Origin of the sequence: Acidipropionibacterium virtanenii (genome assembly GCF_003325455.1) — a bacterium.
GTDB classification, from domain to species: Bacteria; Actinomycetota; Actinomycetes; order Propionibacteriales; family Propionibacteriaceae; genus Acidipropionibacterium; species Acidipropionibacterium virtanenii.
Window position 1 is genome coordinate 745,852 of record NZ_CP025198.1, and the last position, 21,649, is coordinate 767,500.

Consider the following 21,649-nt stretch of genomic DNA (forward strand, 5'->3'; position numbering starts at 1 on the left):
CCCAGACCAGATCGATCGACGGGTTGACGGGCCCGCCGCCGAATATCCCGCGGTCGACGAGGCGCGTGCCGCCGCCGCCGTCCGGGAGTTCCTCGCGGCGATCGGCGAGGACCCGGACCGCGAGGGGCTCCGCGACACCCCCGGACGGGTCGCCCGGGCCGCGGAGGAGCTGTTCGCCGGCATGCGCACCGATCCGGCGGAGGTGCTGGCCAAGACCTTCGACATGGACCACGACGAGATGGTGCTGGTGCGCGACATCGAGGTGCAGTCCTTCTGCGAGCACCACCTGCTGCCCTTCACCGGGGTGGCTCACGTCGGCTACATCCCCGCGACGTCGGGGCGGGTCACCGGGCTCAGCAAGCTCGCCCGCCTGGTCGACGCCTACGCCAAGCGGCCGCAGGTCCAGGAGCGTCTCACCACCCAGGTGGCCGACGCCCTGGTGGAGCACATCGGGGCTCGCGGCGTCATCGTGGTCGTCGAGTGCGAGCACATGTGCATGACGATGCGCGGCGTCCGCAAGCCCGGATCCAGAACCGTGACCTCGGCTGTCCGGGGAATCCTGCGCGATCCCACCACCCGCGCCGAGGCCATGGGGCTCATCCTCAACCACTCGTAGGATGATCCGGGAATGGGGCCGGAATCATGCGTGACGTCGCGCATGATAGCGCTCGAAGTATCACCCCTCACTAATTCATTGTGAGAAACATCACTACGCGTTGAGGCGCATCTGACCCGGGCGCTGGCTAGGATGCGAGCATTCCGGTCACGACAGGGGAGATGATGACGGTCCATTTTCACAGCCGCCGAATCAAGGCTGCATTCACTCTCGCAATAGGCCTTGGTCTGGCGGCCTCGGCGGTTCCCGCGACAGCTCGCGCCGATGACGGGGCGATACCGGTGCAGGGGCAGCTGCGGCTCAGCCCGCAGAAGCAGGGGGTCAAGGGGAAGGCCGTCCTCAGCCTCCACTCGGTCAATGCGGTGGACGGTGCGACGACGGTCTTCTACTCGCTCGCCCTCACGAAGGACTCCCCCGCCCAGTACGGCAGTCATGCGAACGGACACGACTACGCATCGCGGCTGGGGAACGGCCACTACACGGAGCCGAACCTGGTGGCGGGCGCCAATGACGGGGCCGTGATCGATCCGAAGGGCTCCAAGATCTACCTGCCGCTGATCTCCGGCAAGTACTGCGTCGCCTGCTCGGCCCAGGCCTACAAGTCCATGTTCAACCTCACTCCGGGGCTGGCGACGATCGGCTGGTTCACCGTCCCGAAGCTCCCCTCAGGCGTGACGACGGTCGACGTCTCGGTCGCCAACCACCTGTTCACCGGCGTCAAGATCACCTCCGGTGCCCCGACGCCGACGGCGGCCGTGCCGCAGTTCGATCCGTTGTATCTGGGTCAGGGCTGGCCCGCCATCGACGCCGCCTCCGTGGCGAAGGTGAACCAGTCACTGTTCATCAAGGACGTCGTGGCCACCTCCGAGGCCCAGGGCGACTCGGGGCGCGAGCGGAAGACGGCAGGGGAGTCGAGGCTCGATCTCGACTCCGAGGTGCTCTTCGCCAAGGATTCCGACGTCGTCAAGCCGGCCGGGAAGACCCAGATCCTGGCCGCGGCGAAGAAGATCACCGCGATGAGGCCGAGCGGCCCGGTGCTCGTGACCGGCTACACCGACAATCTCGGCAGCGCCGCCCACGGTCTCGACCTGTCGAAGCGGCGCGCCGCGGCGGTGACGAAGATCCTGCAGCCGCAGTTGCCGGCCGGCACGAAGGTCGTCTCCCAGGGCAAGGGGGAGGCCGATCCCGTCGCCACCAACGACACCGAGAGCGGACGCCAGCTGAACCGCCGGGTCACCATCACCGTGAAGGAGTCCTGATGCGACGCACACTCATCCCGGCGGCACTCCTGTCGGCCGGTCTGCTGGTCGGCCTGTCCGCCTGCGACGGCTCGCAGACCAAGGGCTCCGCGGCCGCATCCCCATCGGCCTCCTCGGTCACCGCATCCCCCACGGCGACCACCTCGTCCGTGGCCACGACGTCGGGGTCCGCGGATCCGAAGGCCCAGCAGGCCGCGTCCTCGGTACTGGCCAAGGCGCCGTCGGCGGCGGCCGACGTCGGCACCCTGCAGTTCAAGCCCGGCATGGTGGGGGCGGTGACCACCACCCTTCACGTGACCGGCCTGCACCGCAGCGGCAACACCCTGATACTCACCTTCTGGGCTCAGGGCGCCAATCCCGACGACGGCACGGTGATGCTGTCCCAGGACCCCACGACGGTGCCCTACCTGGTCGATCCGTCGGCGAGGACCAAGCACCTGGTCGACACCTACACCGGAGCCGACGGGAAGCCGTGGGCCGTGGTGAGCGAGGCCGTGAGCACCAACACCGATCATCCCGATCAGATGGAGGCCCGTTACACGGTGCCCGGCTCGACGGCCAGCTTCCAGGTGGGGATCGAGAGGGCCGTCGGCGGCAGGACGGTGACCGTTCCGGTGAGCTGACCTCGCCCTCGTGGCATGCCGGGGAGCGCCGGGTTTCCTCTGCGCTGCGCGGGTAGGCATGATGAACCCGTGACTGACGTCGACCCGGCAGCTTCTGCACCACACCCGTCGCGGACCCTCGTGATGGGCGTGGTCAACGTCACCCCCGACTCCTTCTCGGACGGCGGGATGTGGCTGGAGCGCGACGACGCCATCGCCCATGCCCGTCAGCTCATCGTCGAGGGTGCCGACATCATCGACATCGGGGGCGAATCCACCCGGCCCGGGGTCGCCCGCACCACAGCGGACGAGGAGCTGGCCAGGGTGGTGCCGGTGGTCGAGTCGCTCGCCGGATCCGGGGCGCGGATCTCGGTCGACACGATGCGCTCGCAGGTGGCGGCCGCGGCCATCGCGGCGGGGGCGGGGATCATCAACGACGTCTCGGGGGGGCTGGCCGATCCGCAGATCCTGCCGGTCATCGCCGAGCACGGCGTCGACTATGTGGTGATGCACTGGCGTGGCCAGTCGGCGACCATGCAGGATCCCTCGCTGACCAGCTACCAGGATGTGGTCGGCGAGGTGATCGCCGAGGTGGCGAGCCGTGTCGAGGCGGCGCAGCGTGCCGGGGTGGCCCGGGAACGGATCATCGTGGATCCGGGAATCGGATTCTCCAAGAACGGGGCCCAGAACTGGCAGCTGCTGCGCGGGATCGACCGGTTCCAGGCCGGATTCGGTGACCTGCGGGTGCTGTGGGGGGTCTCCCGCAAGGGATTCCTCGGGTCGCTGCTGGCCTCCGGCCCGCCGATGCCCGGCCCCCGCCCGCCGATGGGACGCGACGCCGCCACCCAGGCGCTGACGGCGTGGTGCGCGATGCACGGGGCCTGGGCGGTGCGCACCCATGAGGTGCGAGGGAACCGGGACGCCTGCGAGGTCTTCGCCAGACTCGGGGAGGGGTGAGGTCGGCGAGCGGCGGTTCCCGGATTTCCCGCTCAACCGGGGTTTTCGTCCCGATCGCGACGAAAAGGGCCGTTGAGCGGCGAATCCGGGGGCAGATCGCCCTGCCGGGGCGCAGGTAGGCTCGATGCATGGACATTCGCGACGATCCGGGGCATATCCGGCTGACGGGCATCACCGCCATCGGTCACCATGGTGTTCTGGCGTCTGAAAAGGCGCAGGGGCAGCCCTTCATCGTCGACGTCGACGCCACCGTGCTTCTGGAGACGGGTTCCGATCGGCTTTCCGACACCGTCAACTACGCCGAGCTGGCCCGGGCGGTCATCGCAGAGATCACCGGGGACCCCGTCGATCTCATCGAGACCCTGACCGGCCGCATCGCCGACCGGTGCCTGGCTCTGGACTCCCGGATCCGTGCGGTGTCGATCACTGTCCACAAACCCCATGCCCCGGTCGGCGTCCCGCTGGCAGATGTCGCCGTAGCACTTACGAGGAGTCGTCAATGAGCCTTCCCAAAGACACTGCTGCGCCGGGAATCCATGTGGAGACCCTCGGCGCGATGAGGCCGCTGCGCACGGTCGTGTTCAGCCTCGGCGCCAATCTCGGCGACACCCTGGAGACCCTTCAGGGTGCGGTCGACCAGCTGCGCGACACCCCCAATATGATTCCCGTGGGGATCTCCCCGGTGTATCTGACCGAGCCGGTCGGAAAGGTCGACCAGCCCGATTTCCACAACCTGGTTCTGGTGATGGAGTCGACTCTGACGGCCCGGACCCTGCTCGAGCGGGCACTGGCCATCGAGGAGGCGTTCGGCCGGGAGAGGCTGGAGGTCAACGGCCCGCGCACCGTCGACGTCGACCTCATCCAGGTCGGTCCGCTGACGATCGACGAGCCGGATCTGAGGATCCCGCATCCGCGCGCCCACGAGCGGGCGTTCGTCCTCGTGCCGTGGCATGACGTCGAGCCGGGGGCGGTGCTGGAGGGTCACGGCCCGATCGCCGACCTGATCGCGGGGCTCGACACCTCCGGGGTGCGTCCGGTCGGTCCGGAGGTCACGCTGTCGTGACGCGGTCCCTGCCGCCGGATGACTCTCCCGAGCCCCGCCGTGATCAGCAGCCCGGGAATCTGACTCCCACCGACCGTCGGACTGTGGTGATCGCGGCCCTGTGCGGGGCCGCGCTGGGATGGTTGTTGATGAGCGTCTTCGTCGTCACCGACTCATTCATGCCGGTGCTGCCGTGGTCCCTGCCGGCGATCCTGGGCCTGGTGGCCGTGGCGATCTGGATGTACGCGCGGCAGCTGCGGGCCAAGGTGGCCGATCCTCATCGCGAGGTCCCACCGACGGAGGGACTCGTGAGTGTCGCCCTGTCGAAGGCGGTGATCCTCACCGGTGCGGCCCTGGTCGGGGCCTGCCTGGTCTACATGGCGCATTTCGTCGGCCAGCTCTCCGTTCCGTATCCGCGCCAGAGAGTGGTTCGCGGCGGGGTCACTGCCGTGGTGTGCGCGCTGCTGGCCTGGGCCGGGTGGCGTCTGGAGTCGGCCTGCCGGGTGCCGCACGACGGCGATGAGGCGACCTGAGGGGACGTCGCGGGGCGATTGTGCGCCGGGTGCCCAGGGCCTGGGATTCGGCCTCAGGCTGATCGGACACACCGTCAGTTGACGATCGGGTTGTGAATGATCTTGTTAAGATGTCCCCGTGAGCGGCGTACAGGGGAAACGAGTCAGTAAGAAGTCCAACGAGCGGCAGAGCGTTCTTGCGATGCTGATCGTGTGCACAGTGCTGGCGATCGCCTGCGCTGTCATTCCCTCTGTCTGGGCCGCCCGGGCGGGGGTGCTCGTCGCCCTGGTCGTGGCATGGGTGTCGGTTCTGATGGCGTGGCGCCAGGTCGAGAATCTGCGGATCAGCCACCTGGCCGAGCTGAAGGCGATGCGCCAGTCGGCGGTGGAGCAGGAGCAGCGCCACCACAAGGAGTCGATGGAGATGATCGACACCTTCGCCAACCGCGTCGGGATGCTGTCGAAGACCCTGTCGGACGCCCGCACCAAGCTGGATCGCGCCGAGAACGAGCTGTCGACACTTCGGGGTGACAAGGCCGCTCTCCAGTACAAGGTGGCGGCCGGCAACAAGAAGATCAATTCCCTCGAGTCGCGGATCGCCGAGCTGGAGACCGAGCTCGCCGGTGTGCTGGCCGACGCCGAGCAGGGCCAGGTGGTGGACCTTCCGGCTCGCACGGTGGCTGATGCCGGTGTCCCCAGTGCGGAGGACATCTGGGAGAACGGCAACGATTCGACGATCGTGGATCTGTCGCGGGTCGCCTTCCCCGAGATCTCTCACGACGAGCGGCGGCACGCCTGAGTCATTCGCAGCCACTCATAGATTTCAAGGAACTCCCCGGCGAACGCCGGGGAGTTCCTCATTTATCCAGATCGCCCAGCGTCCATCCCAGGGAGGCGATGGCGGCCGGGACGTCGTCCAGACGGGTACCGGGAAGGATGTGCTCCAGGGCGGCGACGTCGGCGAAGGTGGGGGTGCGCAGGGCCAGCCGTCCGGGGGTGGAGCCGCCGTTGGACACGAGGAGGTAGCCCGCCTGCCCCCACGGGGCCTCCAGGGCCGACCACGTCGTCCCTCGCGGAGTGCGGACCACGGTGGGCAGGTGGGTCTCCAGCGGGCCGTTGACGCCGGGCAGGGCCCTCATCACCTGGCGGCACAGATCGGCAGACTGCCCGATCTCGCCGATGAGCCAGCTGAACCGCGAGTGGGCGTCCCCGTCCGTAGGGGCGTCGACGGGCGCCGGGACGAGGCCGTGGTGGGCCAGATGGCCCGGCCGCCACCGGTCGTCGATCTGGAGGCCCGTGGCGCGGGCCACGGGCCCTGAGAGACCGAATGCGTCGACGTCGTCGGGGCGCAGGACGGCAATCCCCGCGGTGCGTCGGCGCATTTGCGGGCTGCGGATAAGCGTGCGGAGCGATTCAGCGACGGCTGTCGCGGCCTCGAGCCATTCCTCGAGGTGGTCGGACCAGGCGGATTCGACGTCGACCGAGATACCGCCGATGCGGGTGATCATCGGATGCACTCGATTGCCGCTGAGCTCCTCCCACAAAACATGGGCGGAGGCCAGGCAGGTGTGCAGCGAGCGGGCCGTCGCGACGTCATCGTCGGCGTAAGGCAGCCAGGACAGGAAAGCGAGGTGACTGGAGATCCGGGAGAACTCCATGAGAAGGGTCCGTATCCATGTGACTCGTGGCGGGCAGACCAAACCCAGGGCTCGCTCGACGACGACGGCTGCGCCGAGCTCCCCGACAAATGGCGCCTGCCAGTCATGGCGGGAGGCCAGCATGATCAGTTGGCGGTAGTCCCGGACCTCGAAGAGCTTTTCGGCGCCGCGGTGCAGATAGCCGATCTCGACTTTGGCACGCGTCAGGCGGCCGTCCTCAACATGGACGGGAATTGTGACGAGTCCGGGGCGGGTGGGATGATCGGGTCCCAGGTCGATATGCGCTGCGGTCAGGTCGGAGGGCGGGGGAGGCAGAGAACCCACGGTCAGCAGCCGGTTGAAGTCGTCGGGCACGCGTCAAGACTGCACCCTGTGGCGGTGCGGGGAGAATCCGGGGTCGGCGGGTGGGTAGGCCCTGGTGAGTATCGACCGGGGCGCCGAGTGCGGCATACTGTGTCAGTGACGTCGGCGTGGACCGCTCGAAGGTACGGCCAATGCGGGGATGGGGCGATTTGGGATCCGTAGGGCTGCACTCGTCCCAGTTGCACTCCACATGTGAGCGAATAGAGATTCCTGAGGATTTCCTTCGAGGACTTGATTGTGTGTGAGCCTATTCCATAATATTGTGCAGGAAGTGAGACGGACCGTGATGGTCCGGATCGTGCCCGTTGCATGAAAGGAACGCCATGGCACAGAGGGTTCGCGTCGACCTTGTCGACGATCTTGATGGTTCCCCGGCCGACGAATCGGTCGTCTTTTCGATCGATGGGGTGAACTACTCCGTCGATCTGTCCGCAGATAACGCCCAGAAGCTTCGCGATGAGCTCGGACCGTGGATTGGGGCCGCTCGTCGTACTGGTGGCCGTCGCACTCGTGGGCGTCGTCCCGTCGGTGGCCCGACCGCCAATGAGATTCGCTCCTGGGCTCAGTCCGAGGGGCTTGAGGTTTCGTCCCGCGGCCGGGTCTCGAATGAGATTCGCGCCGCCTATGAGAGGGCTCACGCCTGATTCATTCGGCCGAGACCTCCCGATGCGCGGACGGGATGGATGACTCCTGGTTCATCCATCCCGTCCGCGCTGTCCGGGGGCGGCCCGTTCGAGGCTGATGACGAGGACTTGAGCCGACGTCGCTCAAGTTCAGTTGCGCGGGGGGCGAACGCCGGGAGTGGCTGAGCCGCCCGGGGCGTTGTCCGGTGCGTATGCGGAGGCGGAGCCGGTCGGGATCGATTGGCTTCTGCTTCTAGACTGTCAAGGACAGTGATCGCCCCCTCGGGGGTGATCCGGTCCCGTTAAGAGGAGACTTCATGTTCGAACGGTTCACAGACCGGGCGCGTCGGGTCGTCGTCCTGGCCCAGGACGAGGCCAAGGCCCTGAACCACAATTACATCGGTACTGAGCACCTCCTGCTGGGACTCATCAGCGAGGGGGAGGGAGTGGCCGCCAAGGCCCTCGAGTCCCTCGACATCTCCCTCGAGGCTGTTCGAGCCCAGGTGGAGGAGATCATCGGTCACGGCAACAACACGCCGACCGGCCATATCCCGTTCACCCCGCGAGCCAAGAAGGTTCTGGAGCTGAGTCTGCGTGAGGCCCTGCAGATGAACCACTCGTACATCGGCACCGAGCACATCCTGCTCGGGCTGATCCGCGAGGGCGAGGGGGTGGCGGCCCAGGTGCTGATCCGGCTGGGCGCCGATCTCAACACGGTGCGCAACACCGTGCTGCAGCTGCTGCAGGGGTTCCAGGGCAACGACAAGGAGGCCGCTACCGCCGGCGCTCCCGACGTCGGGCCCTCCCAGTCCAATGCGACGGTGCTCGACCAGTTCGGTCGCAACCTGACCCAGGCCGCGAAGGAGGGCGAGCTCGATCCGGTGATCGGCCGCGAGACCGAGATCGAGCGGGTGATGACGGTCCTGAGCCGTCGTACCAAGAACAACCCCGTCCTGATCGGCGAGCCCGGCGTCGGCAAGTCGGCGTGCGTCGAGGGGCTGGCCCAGGCGATCGTGCGCGGCGACGTCCCCGAGACGCTGCGCGGCAAGCAGATCTACAGTCTCGATCTCGGTTCGATGGTGGCGGGCTCCCGCTACCGCGGCGACTTCGAGGAGAGGATGAAGAAGGTCCTCAAGGAGATCAAGAACCGCGGCGACATCGTCCTGTTCATCGACGAGATCCACACCCTGGTGGGTGCGGGTGCCGCCGAGGGGGCCATCGACGCCGCCAGCATCCTCAAGCCGATGCTGGCCCGCGGCGAGTTGCAGACCGTCGGTGCCACGACTCTCGACGAGTACCGCAAGCACATCGAGAAGGACGCCGCCCTGGAGCGCCGGTTCCAGCCGATCCAGGTGGCCGAGCCCTCGGTGCCGCTGACCATCGAGATCCTCAAGGGGCTGCGCGACAAGTACGAGGCGCACCACAAGATCACCATCACCGACGAGGCCATCGCGGCCGCGGCGAACCTGTCGGCCCGCTACGTGCAGGATCGCTTCCTGCCCGACAAGGCCATCGATCTGATCGACGAGGCCGGGGCCCGGATGCGGATCCGTCGGATGACGGCGCCGCCGGACCTGCGCGAGATCGACGACAAGATCGCCCAGGTGCGCATCGACAAGGAGTCGGCGATCGACGCTCAGGACTTCGAGCGCGCCGCCGGTCTGCGCGATGACGAGAAGAAGCTCATCTCCGAGCGCGAGGCCAAGGAGGAGGAGTGGAAGGCAGGTGATTCCTCGGTGCCGGCAGTGGTCGGCGAGGAGGAGATCGCCGAGGTGCTCTCCAGCTCCACCGGCATTCCGGTCTTCAAGCTCACCGAGGAGGAGTCCGAGCGGCTGCTCCACATGGAGGATGAGATCGGCAAGCGGTACGTCGGCCAGACCGACGCCGTCAAGGCGCTGTCGCGGTCGATCCGCCGTACCCGTGCTGGCCTGAAGGATCCGAAGCGTCCGATGGGCTCGTTCATCTTCGCCGGGCCTTCGGGCGTCGGCAAGACCGAGCTCACCAAGGCGCTCACCGAGTTCCTGTTCGGCGACGAGGACGCCCTCATCACGCTGGACATGTCGGAGTACTCCGAGAAGCACACGGCGTCGCGGATGTTCGGATCCCCGCCAGGCTTCGTCGGGTACGAGGAGGGCGGGCAGCTCACCGAGAAGGTGCGCCGCAAGCCGTTCTCGGTGATCCTCTTCGACGAGATCGAGAAGGCTCACCCCGACATCTTCAACTCGCTGCTGCAGATCCTCGACGAGGGGCGTCTGACCGATGCCCAGGGCCGCGTGGTGGACTTCAAGAACACGGTCATCGTGCTCACCACCAACCTCGGCACCCGCGACATCTCCAAGAGCGTCAACCTCGGCTTCTCGAAGGCCGGGGACGAGGAGTCCAGCTACGAGAGGATGAAGGCCAAGGTGACCGAGGAGCTGAAGGGGCACTTCCGTCCCGAGTTCCTCAACCGTCTCGACGAGATCATCGTCTTCCACCAGCTGAGCCACGACGACGTCCTGCGGATTGTCGACCTGATGGTCGGCGAGCTGGAGGATCGCCTGGCGGACAAGGACATGAGCGTCGAGGTGACGCCGGCCGCCAAGCAGCTGCTGGCCGATCGGGGCTTCGACCCGCTGATGGGCGCCCGGCCGCTGCGCCGGACGATCCAGCGCGACGTCGAGGACGTGCTCGCCGAGAAGATCCTCTTCGGGGAGGTGAAGCCGGGACAGATCGTCCTGGTGGACGTCGCCCCGGAGGGCTCGGAGCAGCCCTTCACCTTCACCGGGACGGCCCGCGAGGAGCTCCCCGACGAGGTGCCGGCCGAGTTGACCAGCGGCGGTTCGGAGAGCGACGCCTCCTGAGGCTCGTCTGATCCATCCACAACCTCATAGCCCGATGGCCCCGCCAGGAATGGCGGGGCCATCGGTGCGTTGAGCGTCGGCCCGCGGCTTCTGGCCCCGTCCGCTCGCACCGCCTCGGGCACCGCCCTGGAGTGGATCACGATGTCGTACACGCTGATCTTCGGCGGACTCATGGTCCCGCTCGGTGCACTGGCCGACCGCTTCGGCCGGCGTCGCACGATGCTCCTCGGCCTGGGCCTGCTGGCTGCAGCCAGTCTGTCTACGCTGCTGGTGACGGCGGTCTGGCAGGTGATCGCCATCCGCGCGATCACCGGGATCGCCGCGACCATGACCGCCCCGGGCTCGATGGCGCTGGCCTTCCCCGCCTGTTCGAGACTGACGAGCTGCGCGTCCGGGCGATGAACGTCATCTCCACGGTCGGGCTCGTCGGCATGGCCATCGGCCCGGTCGCCGGGGGATTCCTGCTGGCTGTCGCCCCATGGCAGATGCTCCTGGGGATCAATACGCCGATCGCGATCTTCGCCCTGATCGGCATCCGCACCGGCATCCCCGCCGACCGCCCGGAGGACCTCCACCGTGCTCCCATCGACATCACCGGGGCAGTGCTGGGCACCATGACCGTGATCGTCGTCCTGCTCGCCCCGACGCTGTTCACCGAGACCGGCACCACATCGGTCTGGCCGTGGGCGGCACTCGCCAGCGCCGGGATCGCCGGGGCGCTGTTCGTCCTGCGCGAGTGCCGCGCCCCGCACCCCATGATCGACCTGCGCCTGGTCGCCCGCCCGCTGGTCGCCGGCGGGCTCTTGTTCAAGGCGGCAGGCTCCCTGGCGATCGGATCGCTCGGATACCTCGTGACGCTGCACCTGCAACTCGCCGACGGATGGACCCCCGGGCGGGCCGCCCTGGGCATGCTGCCGCAGGTCGTCGTGCTCATCGCGGGCGGGGTTCTGATCCGTCCGTTGATCGCCCGCACCGGGATGACGAGGGCCGCGTGGTATTCATCGGCCGTGATCGTCGCGGGACTCGCCGTCTACGGCCTGCTCGGCACACACGGCTATGCCTGGATCGCCGTCGCGCTCATGCTCGTCGCCACCGGGATGCGCGTCGTCGGGGTCGTCGCCGGTACGAACGTCATGCGCGGACTGCCCGACGACCGCACCACCATCGGAGCTGCCCTCGCCGACACCGCAGGACAGGTCGGTACCTCCGTCGGGCTGGCTCTCGCGGGCACCCTCCTGACCGCACTGTTCACCGGCACTCTGACCGGCGGGAACTGGGACGCCCACCAGTACGCCCAGTTCGACACCGCCGTCACCGGCGCCGGGATCGCCCTGACCGTCGTCGCCTCGCTTCTCGTCATCGCAGGAATCAGACTCTCCCGCGACCGCGCAGGACTGTGAGTCGTCCGGCGGCGCTGTTGGTCTGGGCGGCCGCCGGGAGGACGACGTCGGCAGGGTGCTGGATACGGTGCCGTTGTCGGGCGCGTGAGCCGCTGCCATGACTGGTCCGGCCGGGAGGGGGCGTGGTCGCGTGCGGATCGGTAGAGTTGGACCTCGGCTCATGCTCTGGGCTACACATGTCGATTTGTCGGTGGCCTCGGTTAGCGTGTTCACACTGTTGACGGTCTTCCCGTTGACAAGTGAGTGCGGAACGCGTGATCCTGGGGCAGACAGCTCACACTGCGCGGCAGAATGAAGGGAAGAGGCTCGGTGTCGACCATTGGGGTGAAGACCGTGAGGAGTTCCTACCTCAGTTTTGATGAGGACGGGCGTCCAGACGCGGCCTCCGTCACTGGTTTCGGCAGATGGTGCCGAGAACATGCCGACCGGGGCGAGGACCTTGCAGTCGATCTCTTCGCGGGAGCCGGCGGGCTGAGCCTTGGGCTGGAGGAGGCGGGGTGGACAGTCGCCGCGTCCGTGGATCATTATCAGGCGGCTCTTGAGACCCATCGTCACAACTTCGGTGGGCTCGCGCTCGACTGGGACCTCGGTGACGAGGACGTCCAGAAAGAGTTTGTGGACCTTTTCAGGAAGAACGACGTGACAGTTGATTTGGTCGCAGGAGGCCCGCCCTGCCAGCCGTTCAGTCGTGCCGGCCGGGCGAAGATCCGTAGCTTGGTGGATGCGGGTGAGAGAGCGCAGATCGACCCGCGCAAGGAACTATGGAGAGGTTTCCTATCGGTAGCACAAGGATTGAGACCCCGCGCGATTCTCATGGAGAACGTGCCTGATATGGGTCTTGGTGACGATTTTGAAGTCATACGACGTATTGCGGAAACTCTCGAGGAAGATGGTTACGAGACCAGCATCAACTTGGCCAATGCGTGGCAGTTCGGCGTGCCCCAGCACCGGCAGCGGATGATCCTGCTCGCACGCAGGGATGGCAAGGTGATGCGCTGGCCCGATGCCCAGAAGCCTCTGAAGCTCAGGGATGTGCTCGGAGATCTGCCAAACCTCAACGGTGGGGTTGGACGGCGGAAGATGTCGTACACAACAACCCCGAAGACTCCGTTTGAGAATCTGATGCGTGAGGGATCCGACGGCGTCCTCTATGATCACATGACCAGGGCTGTCCGGAATGACGACCTAGAAGTCTTCAAAAGATTGAAAAAAGGGATGCTCTATTCGGAGATCCCGAGGGAACTGCGTCGCTACAAAGTTAACAGTTTCACTGACAAGTATCACCGTCTGGACGTGGACGGGCTCAGCAGGTCTATCACAGCGCACATCGCCAAGGACGGGTACTGGTACATCCATCCGTGGGAGGATCGGACGCTGACCGTCCGCGAGGCTGCCCGGATTCAGACCTTCCCTGACCGTTTCAGGTTCGCGGGGACCCGGTCGGACGCCTTCAAGCAGATTGGCAATGCGGTCCCGCCGCTGCTGGGCAAAGCCGCTGCAAGTGCCTTGTCGAAGTGCCTGCCTGAGCGCACCACTTGTGGCAGCACGATAGCCAAGGAGATGCTGCTGAAGTGGGGCATGCGGCAGGCCCAAGGAATATTCGAGCCCTGGTTCCCAGGGCCCAGGATGACGGATCTGGTGGCACTGGCGATGGCGCTCCAGACACGGTGCTACACGAGTGACGAGAACTTGTGTCATGCAGCCAGGCCGCTGCTCGGCAGAAAGACGCTCACACCTGAGCTGTTGCAGGAGTGCGTCTATGCAGCGACGACTGTCGGCCAGAAGAGACAATTGGGGAAGCTTCTCAGACTGTGCGGTCCAGAGAACAGAGATCAGCTTGACAAGATGGTCGATGAGTTGGGCGATGCTGAGAGGGAGGTGTTCGACCTCCTTAAAGGAAAGGATGTGCTGATGCGTCGCCCGGCGCCTGTCCGTGCCGCGGCTCGCATTCTTGGAACAGACTCCGACAAAAGGAATCGTGGGACGAACGGGCTGGTCGATCTTGCCAACCTTGTCGGGTCCGGCTCTGCAGCCTCTATCAGGGTCGCGGCCCTCCGACTGATCGGGAAGGACATCAGCAGATCAGGTTCCCAGGACAGTGAGAGCTGCCTGTTGGATGACTTCCGCAGTTTCGCTGAGCAGGAACTCCAGAACAGAGCTGGAGAACGCCAGTTGCGGCTGGTTGCGGGCTGATCGGGATGGTTGGAATACCAGAGCCTCCGTCCGAGGTCGTGCGGAGGCAGATGGAGACGCAGCGACGCAAGGACACTGCGCCGGAAGTCGCGCTGAGGAAGATCCTGTTCGCAGAAGGTCTGCGCTACCGGGTCAATTACAAGGTGCCCGGCGCTCCGCACAGGACAATTGACATCGCCTTTCCCGGCCGGAGGGTCGCTGTGTTCATCGACGGATGCTTCTGGCACGGCTGCCCAGAGCACGGCGTTGCGCCCAAACACAACAGTCAGTGGTGGGCGACGAAGTTGGCGAAGAACCGCCAGCGTGACATCGAGACGACGGCGCTTCTGAAGAGCCAGGGGTGGACGGTCCTGCGGTTCTGGGAGCACGAGGATCTGGACGAGGAGACGGCTCGGGTCAAAAGCGTCATAGCGAACCGATAGCCTGTGGCCATGAGTGATAGCGAAGACGCTGTTCCTGGTGAGGGCATGGCAGAGCTGATCCGGGACGAACTCGGGAGGATCGTCGAGGCCAAGCGAGTGCCATACCCAGAGGCCGCCGAGAGATTCCTGCAGATGCACCGGACTGTTCGACGTGACCACGTCGAATGGGTGTTGACTGAACTGGCTGCCGAGGAGCGCTCTGACCTTGTCATCCCTCGAGCGGTGATCGACGGGAGCCGGTACCGAAGCTCCAGCCTTTCCTCTCTGGTGCATCCGCCGACCACCGAGTGCTGGGACCGGTATTTCGATCAGCTGACGCGCAAGGATGCGCCCGGGCTGGACGAGTTGGAGCGCACAACCTACGACGTGGCGAGGCTGCTGGCCGACCCGAACGAGTACGGTGCCCGGCGCAAGGGCTTGGTGATGGGCAATGTGCAGTCCGGGAAGACACGCCACTTCGCCGGGGTGGTCGCACGGGCGATGGATGCCGGATACCGCTTCGTCATCGTGCTCTCCGGCATCAATAACAACCTCCGGGAGCAGACGCAGAGCAGGTTGGATCACGATCTCTTCATTGACCCTGAGGCGTGGAAGCCCCTGACTTTCGTCGGCGACCAGGACTTCAACAAGGACCCGAATCTCCAGGCGACCTTCGGGAGGAAGAGCCTGCTCTGGGGCTGTGCGGTGGTCAAGAAGAACAAGACCCGACTTGAGAATCTCCGGTGGAGCCTCAGCCAGATGCCGATTGAGGCCCGTCGGCGCTGTCCGATCCTCATCATCGATGACGAGGCAGATCAGGCCACGCCCAACTCCCAGGCCGACAAGGAGAAGATCTCCGAGATCAACAAGAAGCTCCGCGAGATCTGGAATCTGGTGTCTGTCGGGTCCTATGTGGCCTACACCGCCACTCCTTTCGCCAATGTGCTGATGGACCCGGATGACGGCGAGGATCTCTTCCCGTCCGACTTCGTCTACAGCCTTGAGCCAGGGACCGGCTATTTCGGTGCTGAGCGAGTGTTCGGTCTGGCGAGCACCGACCCCGATCATCCTGGCCTTGACGAGGACGGGCTCGACATGGTGCGGGCCGTGACGGACGCCGATGGTCTCAAGCCGCCGTCGAAGCCCGACATTCGCGCGGAGTTCGACCCGGACCTGCCCGGCACCTTGGTGGACGCGGTCGAGTGGTTCATCGTCGCGTCCGCGATTCGCCGTGTGAGGGGTCAACGGGACCATTCATCCATGCTGGTCCACACCACCCATTACACGGCTCCGCATTTTGCGATGCAGTCCCGGCTCGTTGATCTCTGCGCAGAGATGGAGCAGCAGGTCCGGCGAGGAGATCTGACGAGGTTCAAGGAGTCCTGGGAACAGGAGTCAGGGCGTGTCGTGAGCGCCGAGGTGGAGGGTGTGCCGGAGTGGGAGGCGGTGCGCCAGCAGATTCCCGGTATTCTCCGAGATGTCGAGGTCATCGTCGACAACGGGCGTTCCGCGGACCGGCTCAACTATGACGACGATCATCCTCGTACTGTCATCGCTGTGGGTGGCGGCACGCTGGCCCGTGGCCTGACACTCGAAGGACTTGTCGTCTCCTACTTCACCAGGACGAGCAACGCCTACGACACGCTCATGCAGATGGGTCGGTGGTTCGGCTACCGGACGGGATATGACGACCTACCCAGGATCTGGTTGACCAAGGGGCTGGATCAGGATTACGCATTCCTGGCCAGGGTGGAGAACGACCTACGTGACGAGATCAGATCCATCAGAGGGTCGGAGTACACGCCGGCCGAGGTCGGTCTCAAGGTGAGGACGCATCCCGGTCGCCTCGAGATCACCGGCGCGGGCAAGATGCACAACGCTTGGCTGGTGCAGGTGGGGATGAGCGGAGTACGTCTCCAGACCTTCCTGATGGATGGTAGACCCGACGTCACAGCGCACAACAAGCTGGCCGCGGATGTCATGGTGAGGGACGCTCAGTTCGAGCCGTTGCGCAAGGGGATGGCCGCGATGATCGCACGAGGAGTGGACAACGATGCTGTCCGCGGGTTCCTGAAGTCCTTCCGCTATCAGGAAGATCTCAAGACATTCACGAGGGCGGACCGTGCTGCCGCGATGGATGACTGGATGGCGAAGTATGCGGCCGGCTCCAGTTGGAACGTCGTGCTGATGGGCAATCCGACGGACGGGGCAGTCGAGCAGTACGGCGAGTTCGGCTTGGGAGGGGTCACGGTTGCCAAGCTGGCCCGTACACCCCTCAAGGCGGGGGCGGAGCCGGCGAAGCTCGATTTCAAGGCTGTGATGTCCCCGATGGACAGGATCGTCGATATCGACCCCTCGGTCTACCCGGATCAGGCCCCCGACGATGAGGGCGACAAGATCGCGATCAGACGGAGATTCGGGAACCGCAAGGGTCTCCTCGTGCTGTACCCGCTGAGTAATCGGGCCGTGGCCACGGACGGGACTCCGGATAAACCGAGTCGCCGAGCCGATATGCCGATGGACGCGGGCGAGGATCTTGTGGCGTTCGGGATCGTGTTCCCGGACGTCGACGGTGAAGGTCGTCTCGATGACTCCTTCGTGTCTGTGAGGCCATTGGTTGAACCCACCTCGCCTGAGGACGAGGAGGACGTTCTGGAGGGGGTGGAGGAGTGACTGCGTCACTTCAGGTCTACAGGTCGCTGCTGTCGCACCTTTACGGAGACACCAGTTCGGGGATGATCAAGCGCTCCGTGCCAGGACAGGCGTACGGGCTCCAGTACGCCGTCGACCGGGAAAGCCATCGGCATCTCCTCCTGCCGATCGACGAGGACTACGCCTTCAAGCCGATCATCGGGGAGTCCCTCAACCTTGATGAGAGGAGGGACGACGGCGTCAGATACCTGGACCTGCACTGCGTCTCCGATGGTCACCGCGACGTGTTCGCGGCTCTTGCCGACGACATCATCAGACGGCTGTCGGCGGACGTGATCTCTGCGCCTGCCGAGATTCAGAACGCTCTTGAGGAATGGCGGCGTCTCCTCCGGCCGGCGAAGGAGATGAGCCCCGAGGCCAGCCGTGGGCTTTTCGGGGAGCTTGTCGTGCTGGGATGGCTGGCGCGTCGCAACCCCCAGTTCGCGGTGGACATCTGGACCGGTCCGAAAGGGGACTGCCACGATTTCACGACTGTGAACGGGGATCTCGAGGTGAAGACCTCGTCGAAGGAGGGACTCATCGTCGACATCTCGAGCCTTCGTCAACTGGATGTGACAGACGGTCATGACCTGACGCTGATCAGGCTCAACGTTGTCGACAGTCCCGACGGTCAGAGCATACGCGAGAAAGTCAATGAGCTGGTCGGGCTCGGCGTCCCGCAGTGGCCTCTGTTCCGGAAGGTGAGGGATGCGGGGCTCAATGTCAGAGACAGTCACGATTCTGTGAGATACGCGGTATCCACGGACGTCTCCGCGTGGAGGGTCACGCCAGAGTTCCCAGGACTGAGGTATGGCGATCTGCCCACTGAGTGGCGCGATGCCATCACGAAGGTGCGGTACACACTCGACCTGGTGTCCGCGCCCGGCCGGCTGGACGATCAACTCGATACGGTTCTGGACAAGGTGATGAGCGACTGATGATCCAACTCGACTGGGTGGCCAAGCCCTTCGGGCCCGGTGACATCGCGGGTGACGGCACGAAGAAGCTGTTGGGAACCAGCGTTGCGCCAGCGAGCCTCCTTCTTCGGGAGACCGCACAGAACAGCTGGGATGCACGTCGCAAGGGCCACGTCCCTGAGTATCAGATGCGATTCAGAACCTTGGATGAGCGGGTGATGAGGATCCTTCGCCAGCAAGTCTTCACGAGGACTGCTCTGGGATCTGAGCTGGACAAGAGGCTGCATGCACCTTCGATGCAGGTGATCGAGATTCACGATCGTGGGACAACCGGCCTTGGCGGCCCGACACGCAATGACAAGCGTGCGCCGAGGGGGGAGACCACCAACTACAGAGACTTCGTCCTCACCGTCGGCGCACCGCGTGACCAGCAGTATGGTGCCGGAACATACGGTTTCGGGAAGACGTCAGCCTTTCGTGCCAGTCGGCATGAGACCATTCTCGTCTGGACTCGGATCGAACCGCAGCCTGGCCAGTTCCAGGAACGGTTCATCGCTATCGCAGTCAACAAGAGTTTCGAGGAAGGCGGCGTCAGGTACACGGGACAGCAGTGGTGGGGCCGCCGTGAGGAGTTCAACGGGATGCCCCGGGTCGAACCGGTTCTGGACGACGACGCTCACGGACTGGGTGAGTCGCTGTTCGAGAGGCGCTTCACCGGAGACGAGACGGGTACATCGATCATGGTGCTGAATCCCCTGTTCGAGGACGGAAATGACGATGCTATGGCACGTGTCACCTTCATCGAGGAGATCGCGAAAGCGGCCACCCGGAACTTGTGGCCGAAAATGATAGAAGGTCAGGCAGCAGATCGTCGAATGGGCATCAGCATCGTCGTCGACGGGCGACTGCAGAAGCTCGTGGGGGCTGCAGAGTCAGAGATCGTCGCAGCAAAGGAACGCTGTCTTGAAGCGATCCGGAAGCTACAGGCGGGCGAGCCGAACGCGGATCTGCTCGTCGAGGACCGGGAGATCCGGTGCGGCAGGCCGAAGAGGTTGATCGGACGACTGGCCATGACTGCACTTGCTGTACCACCCGGAGACCCGTTCAATGAGCCCGGCGCTGTGAACGTTGTGACGCTCATGAGGAGCAGCGCCGAACTGGTCGTCGAGGAGCGGGACTATCCCAAGACTCAGAACGGACGAGGTGAGTGGGTGGGCGTCTTCAAACCCGAGCTGGAGATGGATGAGGCTTTCTCCGCATCGGAGCCACCCACGCACGACACGTGGAACCCTGGCGCCCTACAGGGATACAAGAAGACTTTCGTCAATATGGGCTTGATTAGGATCAAAGAGGCCGTGCAGAGCTTCCTCGCTCCTGAGCCGGATCCTGAGGTTGTCAAGGACCAGTCTTCGGCTGGTGAGTTGGCTGCTGCCCTGAGTGATCTGGTTGCCCCTGCCATGGAACCGGAGAACGTGGTTGGGGGAAGAGGGGGGAAGGGGAGGAAACGAGTGAAAAGTAAGCGTGGGGGTACGCGCACCCGGTCCTCGAAGGTGGAGGTGAAATCTCATCGGCTGCTCCCCCAAAGACTTGGATCGGATCCAAACTCCGAAATGACCCAGTTTACCCTCCTGGCACGATCGGATGCCAAGGCTGTTCACGTCACGCCGAAGCTCTCTGTAGCGGTGGAAGGGAATCAGAATATTCAGGATGCCGAGGTATTTGTCGATTCCTGGGAGACCTCGGAAGGTGTGAGCTATTCCAATGATGGGATTAGAGTCGCATCTGGAGAGACGTTCACTGTGAACATCTGCTATCCCCGCGATGCTGCGATTGAGTGCAGCTTCCAAGGGGTGGATATCTGATGAGGGTCATGCCGTTCCGGGCCCTACAGGACGACACGCTCGAGGAGCAGGTCCCTCGTATGTGGTTGAGGGGAAAGAGCTTTGAGGCCGGCGAGGACATCTCGGGCTGGGACTATCTCACCGAGATGAAGGTCGAGGGCCGGCTTGCGTATGATCCGGAGGAGCTGATTGTGCAGAGTGGCCTAGTTGGCTCCGAGCTGAGGCGCATGACGGCAGTCATTCGTGCCGACTGTCCTGCCACGGGAGAGCGGTTCAGCGGGCTCTCCAGGATGGATCTCGCCCGACACGACGTCAGTCTCGCTCTGGAGATTCCTGCTGGCACGGTCGCGGAGGAGCTTGAGGTTCAATATGAGATCGTGCTGAACGGACCGGACAGTGAGGCGACATCGAATCGCGCCGCGCACCTGAAGGGCAGTCGTCTCTATGCCGGTGGCAGGCCGTACAGATTCAGGCTCGAAGGCGACGGCTCACTGTTTCCCGTCGAGGCGGTGAGCTTCCGTGGCGGGGAGTTCCCGGCCCGGAGCGCCTGGCTCATCAAGTTCCAAGGAGAGGACCTCATTGCCCCGTTCATGGGCTCGGTGCGTCTCTTCGTAAATCGGGATCATCCCGTGTCGAAGCAGCTGATCGACACGGGTACCGGCCCGGCCAAGTCGGTGCTGATGCGCGACGTCCTCCTCCAGATGCTCGTGACGGTTGCCTCGCGACAGAACGATGATGAGGTTCTCGATGATTTCCCGCAGGGGAGCACGGGTGCGGTTCTTGACGAGTTGTGCGCCAATTATCTTGACGAGCCTCTGCAGATGGCAGTGAACGACATCCGGGAGACGCCGTACAGGGTGTTCTCGCAGCTCCAAGAATCCACCAGTTTTCTCGAGGGGGCTGAGAAACGATGACGGGGATGCTCATTCCGCGGCTGAGGTCTTCAGAGGCTATGAAGGAATTCTCAACGCATGCGAGGGCCTTGAGCGAGGGTGGCGACCCATCGGATTTCGTCGACACCGACGACCTCGGTGTCGCCAACCCGACTGGTGGTTCCGCACCGACACGGCAGCAGGTCAAGCAGTGGCGTGAGGAGATCGTCTCGCGCCTGGCTGGTCTTGATCTCTCCACGCTCGACGGGCGTCAGCGCCATGGCCTGGTTCTGGGACGCGCCATTGCCGAAGTGATCAATCCGTGTAGGGCGGATGCAGCTCACGACGGTGTCTGGTCCTACTTGTCGTTACGGGTCTTCCCAGATGTCGTCCACGGTCGCTGGCCGGGGGAGAGGTCGCAGGGAAGCGTGAAACTCCCCGTGGATCGCTGGATCGGAGGGTCCGGGAACCGTGACCGGAACTATCTGAAGCTTGCCTGGAGGCGCTGGATTCTGCTCGGCGACATCATGCAGACCGCCTCGCCATTGTTCGGTGAGGACGAGTTCGGGGCACTGCTCGAGCGCAGCGCTGTGGCCAGGAACAAGCCGCTGGTTCGCGAGGTAGCGAAGGTCGTCCTCGAGTACGGTCCCGACCAGCCGGGTGGAAGGTCGGAATTCGCACGGAAATTCATGAAGCTGGTCTGTATGAAGACAGGATCGTTGTACCTCGACATCCTCTCCGGGGACGAGATCCGCGACTTCGTGCAACAGGAGGCCGCCGGGGTGGTGCGCTCCAAGGCGCGTCGCGCCGTGGGGTGACCGGCCTCGGGCAGGTCGGAGGGTCGCGACGGCTGAAGGGG

The 21,649-nt window shown here is 64.8% G+C and carries 20 protein-coding genes; 19 read left to right on the top strand and 1 reads right to left on the bottom strand.

The features are described 5' to 3' along the window. Positions 1–10 precede the first annotated feature (10 nt). From folE to JS278_RS03330, 8 genes are all read left to right on the top strand, one after another. Positions 11–616 (top strand): GTP cyclohydrolase I FolE, encoded by a 606-nt coding sequence (gene folE, locus JS278_RS03295; protein WP_114046088.1) that lies wholly within the window; start codon positions 11–13, stop codon positions 614–616. 161 nt (positions 617–777) lie between these two features. Next, entirely contained in the window at positions 778–1,875 is a 1,098-nt protein-coding gene (locus JS278_RS16320) for an OmpA family protein (RefSeq protein WP_245935183.1), read from the top strand. Continuing rightward, a complete protein-coding gene (locus JS278_RS03305) occupies positions 1,875–2,498 on the top strand; it encodes a hypothetical protein (RefSeq protein ID WP_114043952.1) in 624 nt (207 codons plus the stop codon). Before JS278_RS16320 ends, JS278_RS03305 begins: the two co-directional genes overlap by 1 nt. Positions 2,499–2,621: 123 nt before the next feature. Beyond that, positions 2,622–3,434 (top strand): dihydropteroate synthase, encoded by an 813-nt coding sequence (gene folP / locus JS278_RS03310; RefSeq protein ID WP_425451489.1) that lies wholly within the window; start codon positions 2,622–2,624, stop codon positions 3,432–3,434. A 128-nt stretch (positions 3,435–3,562) separates the two neighbouring features. Beyond that, complete coding sequence (folB, locus tag JS278_RS03315) at positions 3,563–3,937, top strand: dihydroneopterin aldolase (protein ID WP_114043954.1); 375 nt, start codon at positions 3,563–3,565, stop codon at positions 3,935–3,937. Further along, positions 3,934–4,497 (top strand): 2-amino-4-hydroxy-6-hydroxymethyldihydropteridine diphosphokinase, encoded by a 564-nt coding sequence (gene folK, locus JS278_RS03320; RefSeq protein WP_114043955.1) that lies wholly within the window; start codon positions 3,934–3,936, stop codon positions 4,495–4,497. The genes folB and folK overlap by 4 nt, the downstream gene beginning before the upstream one ends. Then, a complete protein-coding gene (locus JS278_RS03325; RefSeq protein ID WP_114043956.1) occupies positions 4,494–5,009 on the top strand; it encodes a DUF3180 domain-containing protein in 516 nt (171 codons plus the stop codon). The genes folK and JS278_RS03325 overlap by 4 nt, the downstream gene beginning before the upstream one ends. A 181-nt stretch (positions 5,010–5,190) precedes the next feature. Further along, positions 5,191–5,787, top strand: coding sequence for a cell division topological specificity factor MinE (locus tag JS278_RS03330; RefSeq protein ID WP_245935260.1), 597 nt, complete (start codon positions 5,191–5,193; stop codon positions 5,785–5,787). A gap of 58 nt (positions 5,788–5,845) precedes the next feature. On the opposite strand, the gene JS278_RS03335 is transcribed toward JS278_RS03330, so the two are convergent. Next, entirely contained in the window at positions 5,846–7,000 is a 1,155-nt protein-coding gene (locus JS278_RS03335) for an NADH-quinone oxidoreductase subunit D-related protein (protein WP_114043958.1), read from the bottom strand. A 332-nt stretch (positions 7,001–7,332) separates the two neighbouring features. Between JS278_RS03335 and JS278_RS03340 the strand changes: the two genes are divergently transcribed. The 11 genes from JS278_RS03340 to JS278_RS03385 all read left to right on the top strand — a co-directional run bounded on the left by JS278_RS03340 (position 7,333) and on the right by JS278_RS03385 (position 21,608). After that, a complete protein-coding gene (locus JS278_RS03340) occupies positions 7,333–7,653 on the top strand; it encodes a histone-like nucleoid-structuring protein Lsr2 (RefSeq protein WP_114043959.1) in 321 nt (106 codons plus the stop codon). A gap of 296 nt (positions 7,654–7,949) precedes the next feature. Further along, positions 7,950–10,475 carry an ATP-dependent Clp protease ATP-binding subunit gene (locus tag JS278_RS03345; protein WP_114043960.1) on the top strand — a complete coding sequence of 842 codons (2,526 nt, stop codon included), beginning with the start codon at positions 7,950–7,952 and terminating at the stop codon, positions 10,473–10,475. A 141-nt stretch (positions 10,476–10,616) separates the two neighbouring features. Beyond that, positions 10,617–10,877, top strand: coding sequence for an MFS transporter (locus JS278_RS16555; protein ID WP_220150030.1), 261 nt, complete (start codon positions 10,617–10,619; stop codon positions 10,875–10,877). Then, on the top strand, positions 10,874–11,875 hold the full coding sequence (locus tag JS278_RS03350) for an efflux MFS transporter permease (RefSeq protein ID WP_220150031.1): 1,002 nt from the start codon (positions 10,874–10,876) through the stop codon (positions 11,873–11,875). Before JS278_RS16555 ends, JS278_RS03350 begins: the two co-directional genes overlap by 4 nt. A gap of 291 nt (positions 11,876–12,166) precedes the next feature. Continuing rightward, complete coding sequence (locus JS278_RS03355; protein WP_114043961.1) at positions 12,167–14,068, top strand: DNA cytosine methyltransferase; 1,902 nt, start codon at positions 12,167–12,169, stop codon at positions 14,066–14,068. 50 nt (positions 14,069–14,118) lie between these two features. Further along, positions 14,119–14,490, top strand: a complete 372-nt coding sequence (locus tag JS278_RS03360) for a very short patch repair endonuclease (protein WP_114043962.1) — start codon at positions 14,119–14,121, stop codon at positions 14,488–14,490. A 9-nt stretch (positions 14,491–14,499) separates the two neighbouring features. Then, the gene (locus JS278_RS03365; RefSeq protein WP_147243140.1) at positions 14,500–17,142 is read left to right on the top strand and encodes a Z1 domain-containing protein; all 2,643 of its coding nucleotides are present in this window, start codon (positions 14,500–14,502) and stop codon (positions 17,140–17,142) included. Positions 17,143–17,204: 62 nt separating this feature from the next. Next, positions 17,205–18,098: a PD-(D/E)XK motif protein gene (locus JS278_RS03370; protein ID WP_181833813.1), complete on the top strand. Its 894-nt coding sequence runs from the start codon at positions 17,205–17,207 to the stop codon at positions 18,096–18,098. Continuing rightward, positions 18,098–19,939, top strand: a complete 1,842-nt coding sequence (locus tag JS278_RS03375) for a hypothetical protein (RefSeq protein WP_114043965.1) — start codon at positions 18,098–18,100, stop codon at positions 19,937–19,939. Before JS278_RS03370 ends, JS278_RS03375 begins: the two co-directional genes overlap by 1 nt. Continuing rightward, a complete protein-coding gene (locus tag JS278_RS03380) occupies positions 19,939–20,832 on the top strand; it encodes a hypothetical protein (protein WP_114043966.1) in 894 nt (297 codons plus the stop codon). Before JS278_RS03375 ends, JS278_RS03380 begins: the two co-directional genes overlap by 1 nt. 5 nt (positions 20,833–20,837) lie before the next feature. Further along, on the top strand, positions 20,838–21,608 hold the full coding sequence (locus tag JS278_RS03385) for a DUF6339 family protein (protein ID WP_147243141.1): 771 nt from the start codon (positions 20,838–20,840) through the stop codon (positions 21,606–21,608). The last annotated feature ends 41 nt before the right edge of the window (positions 21,609–21,649 follow it).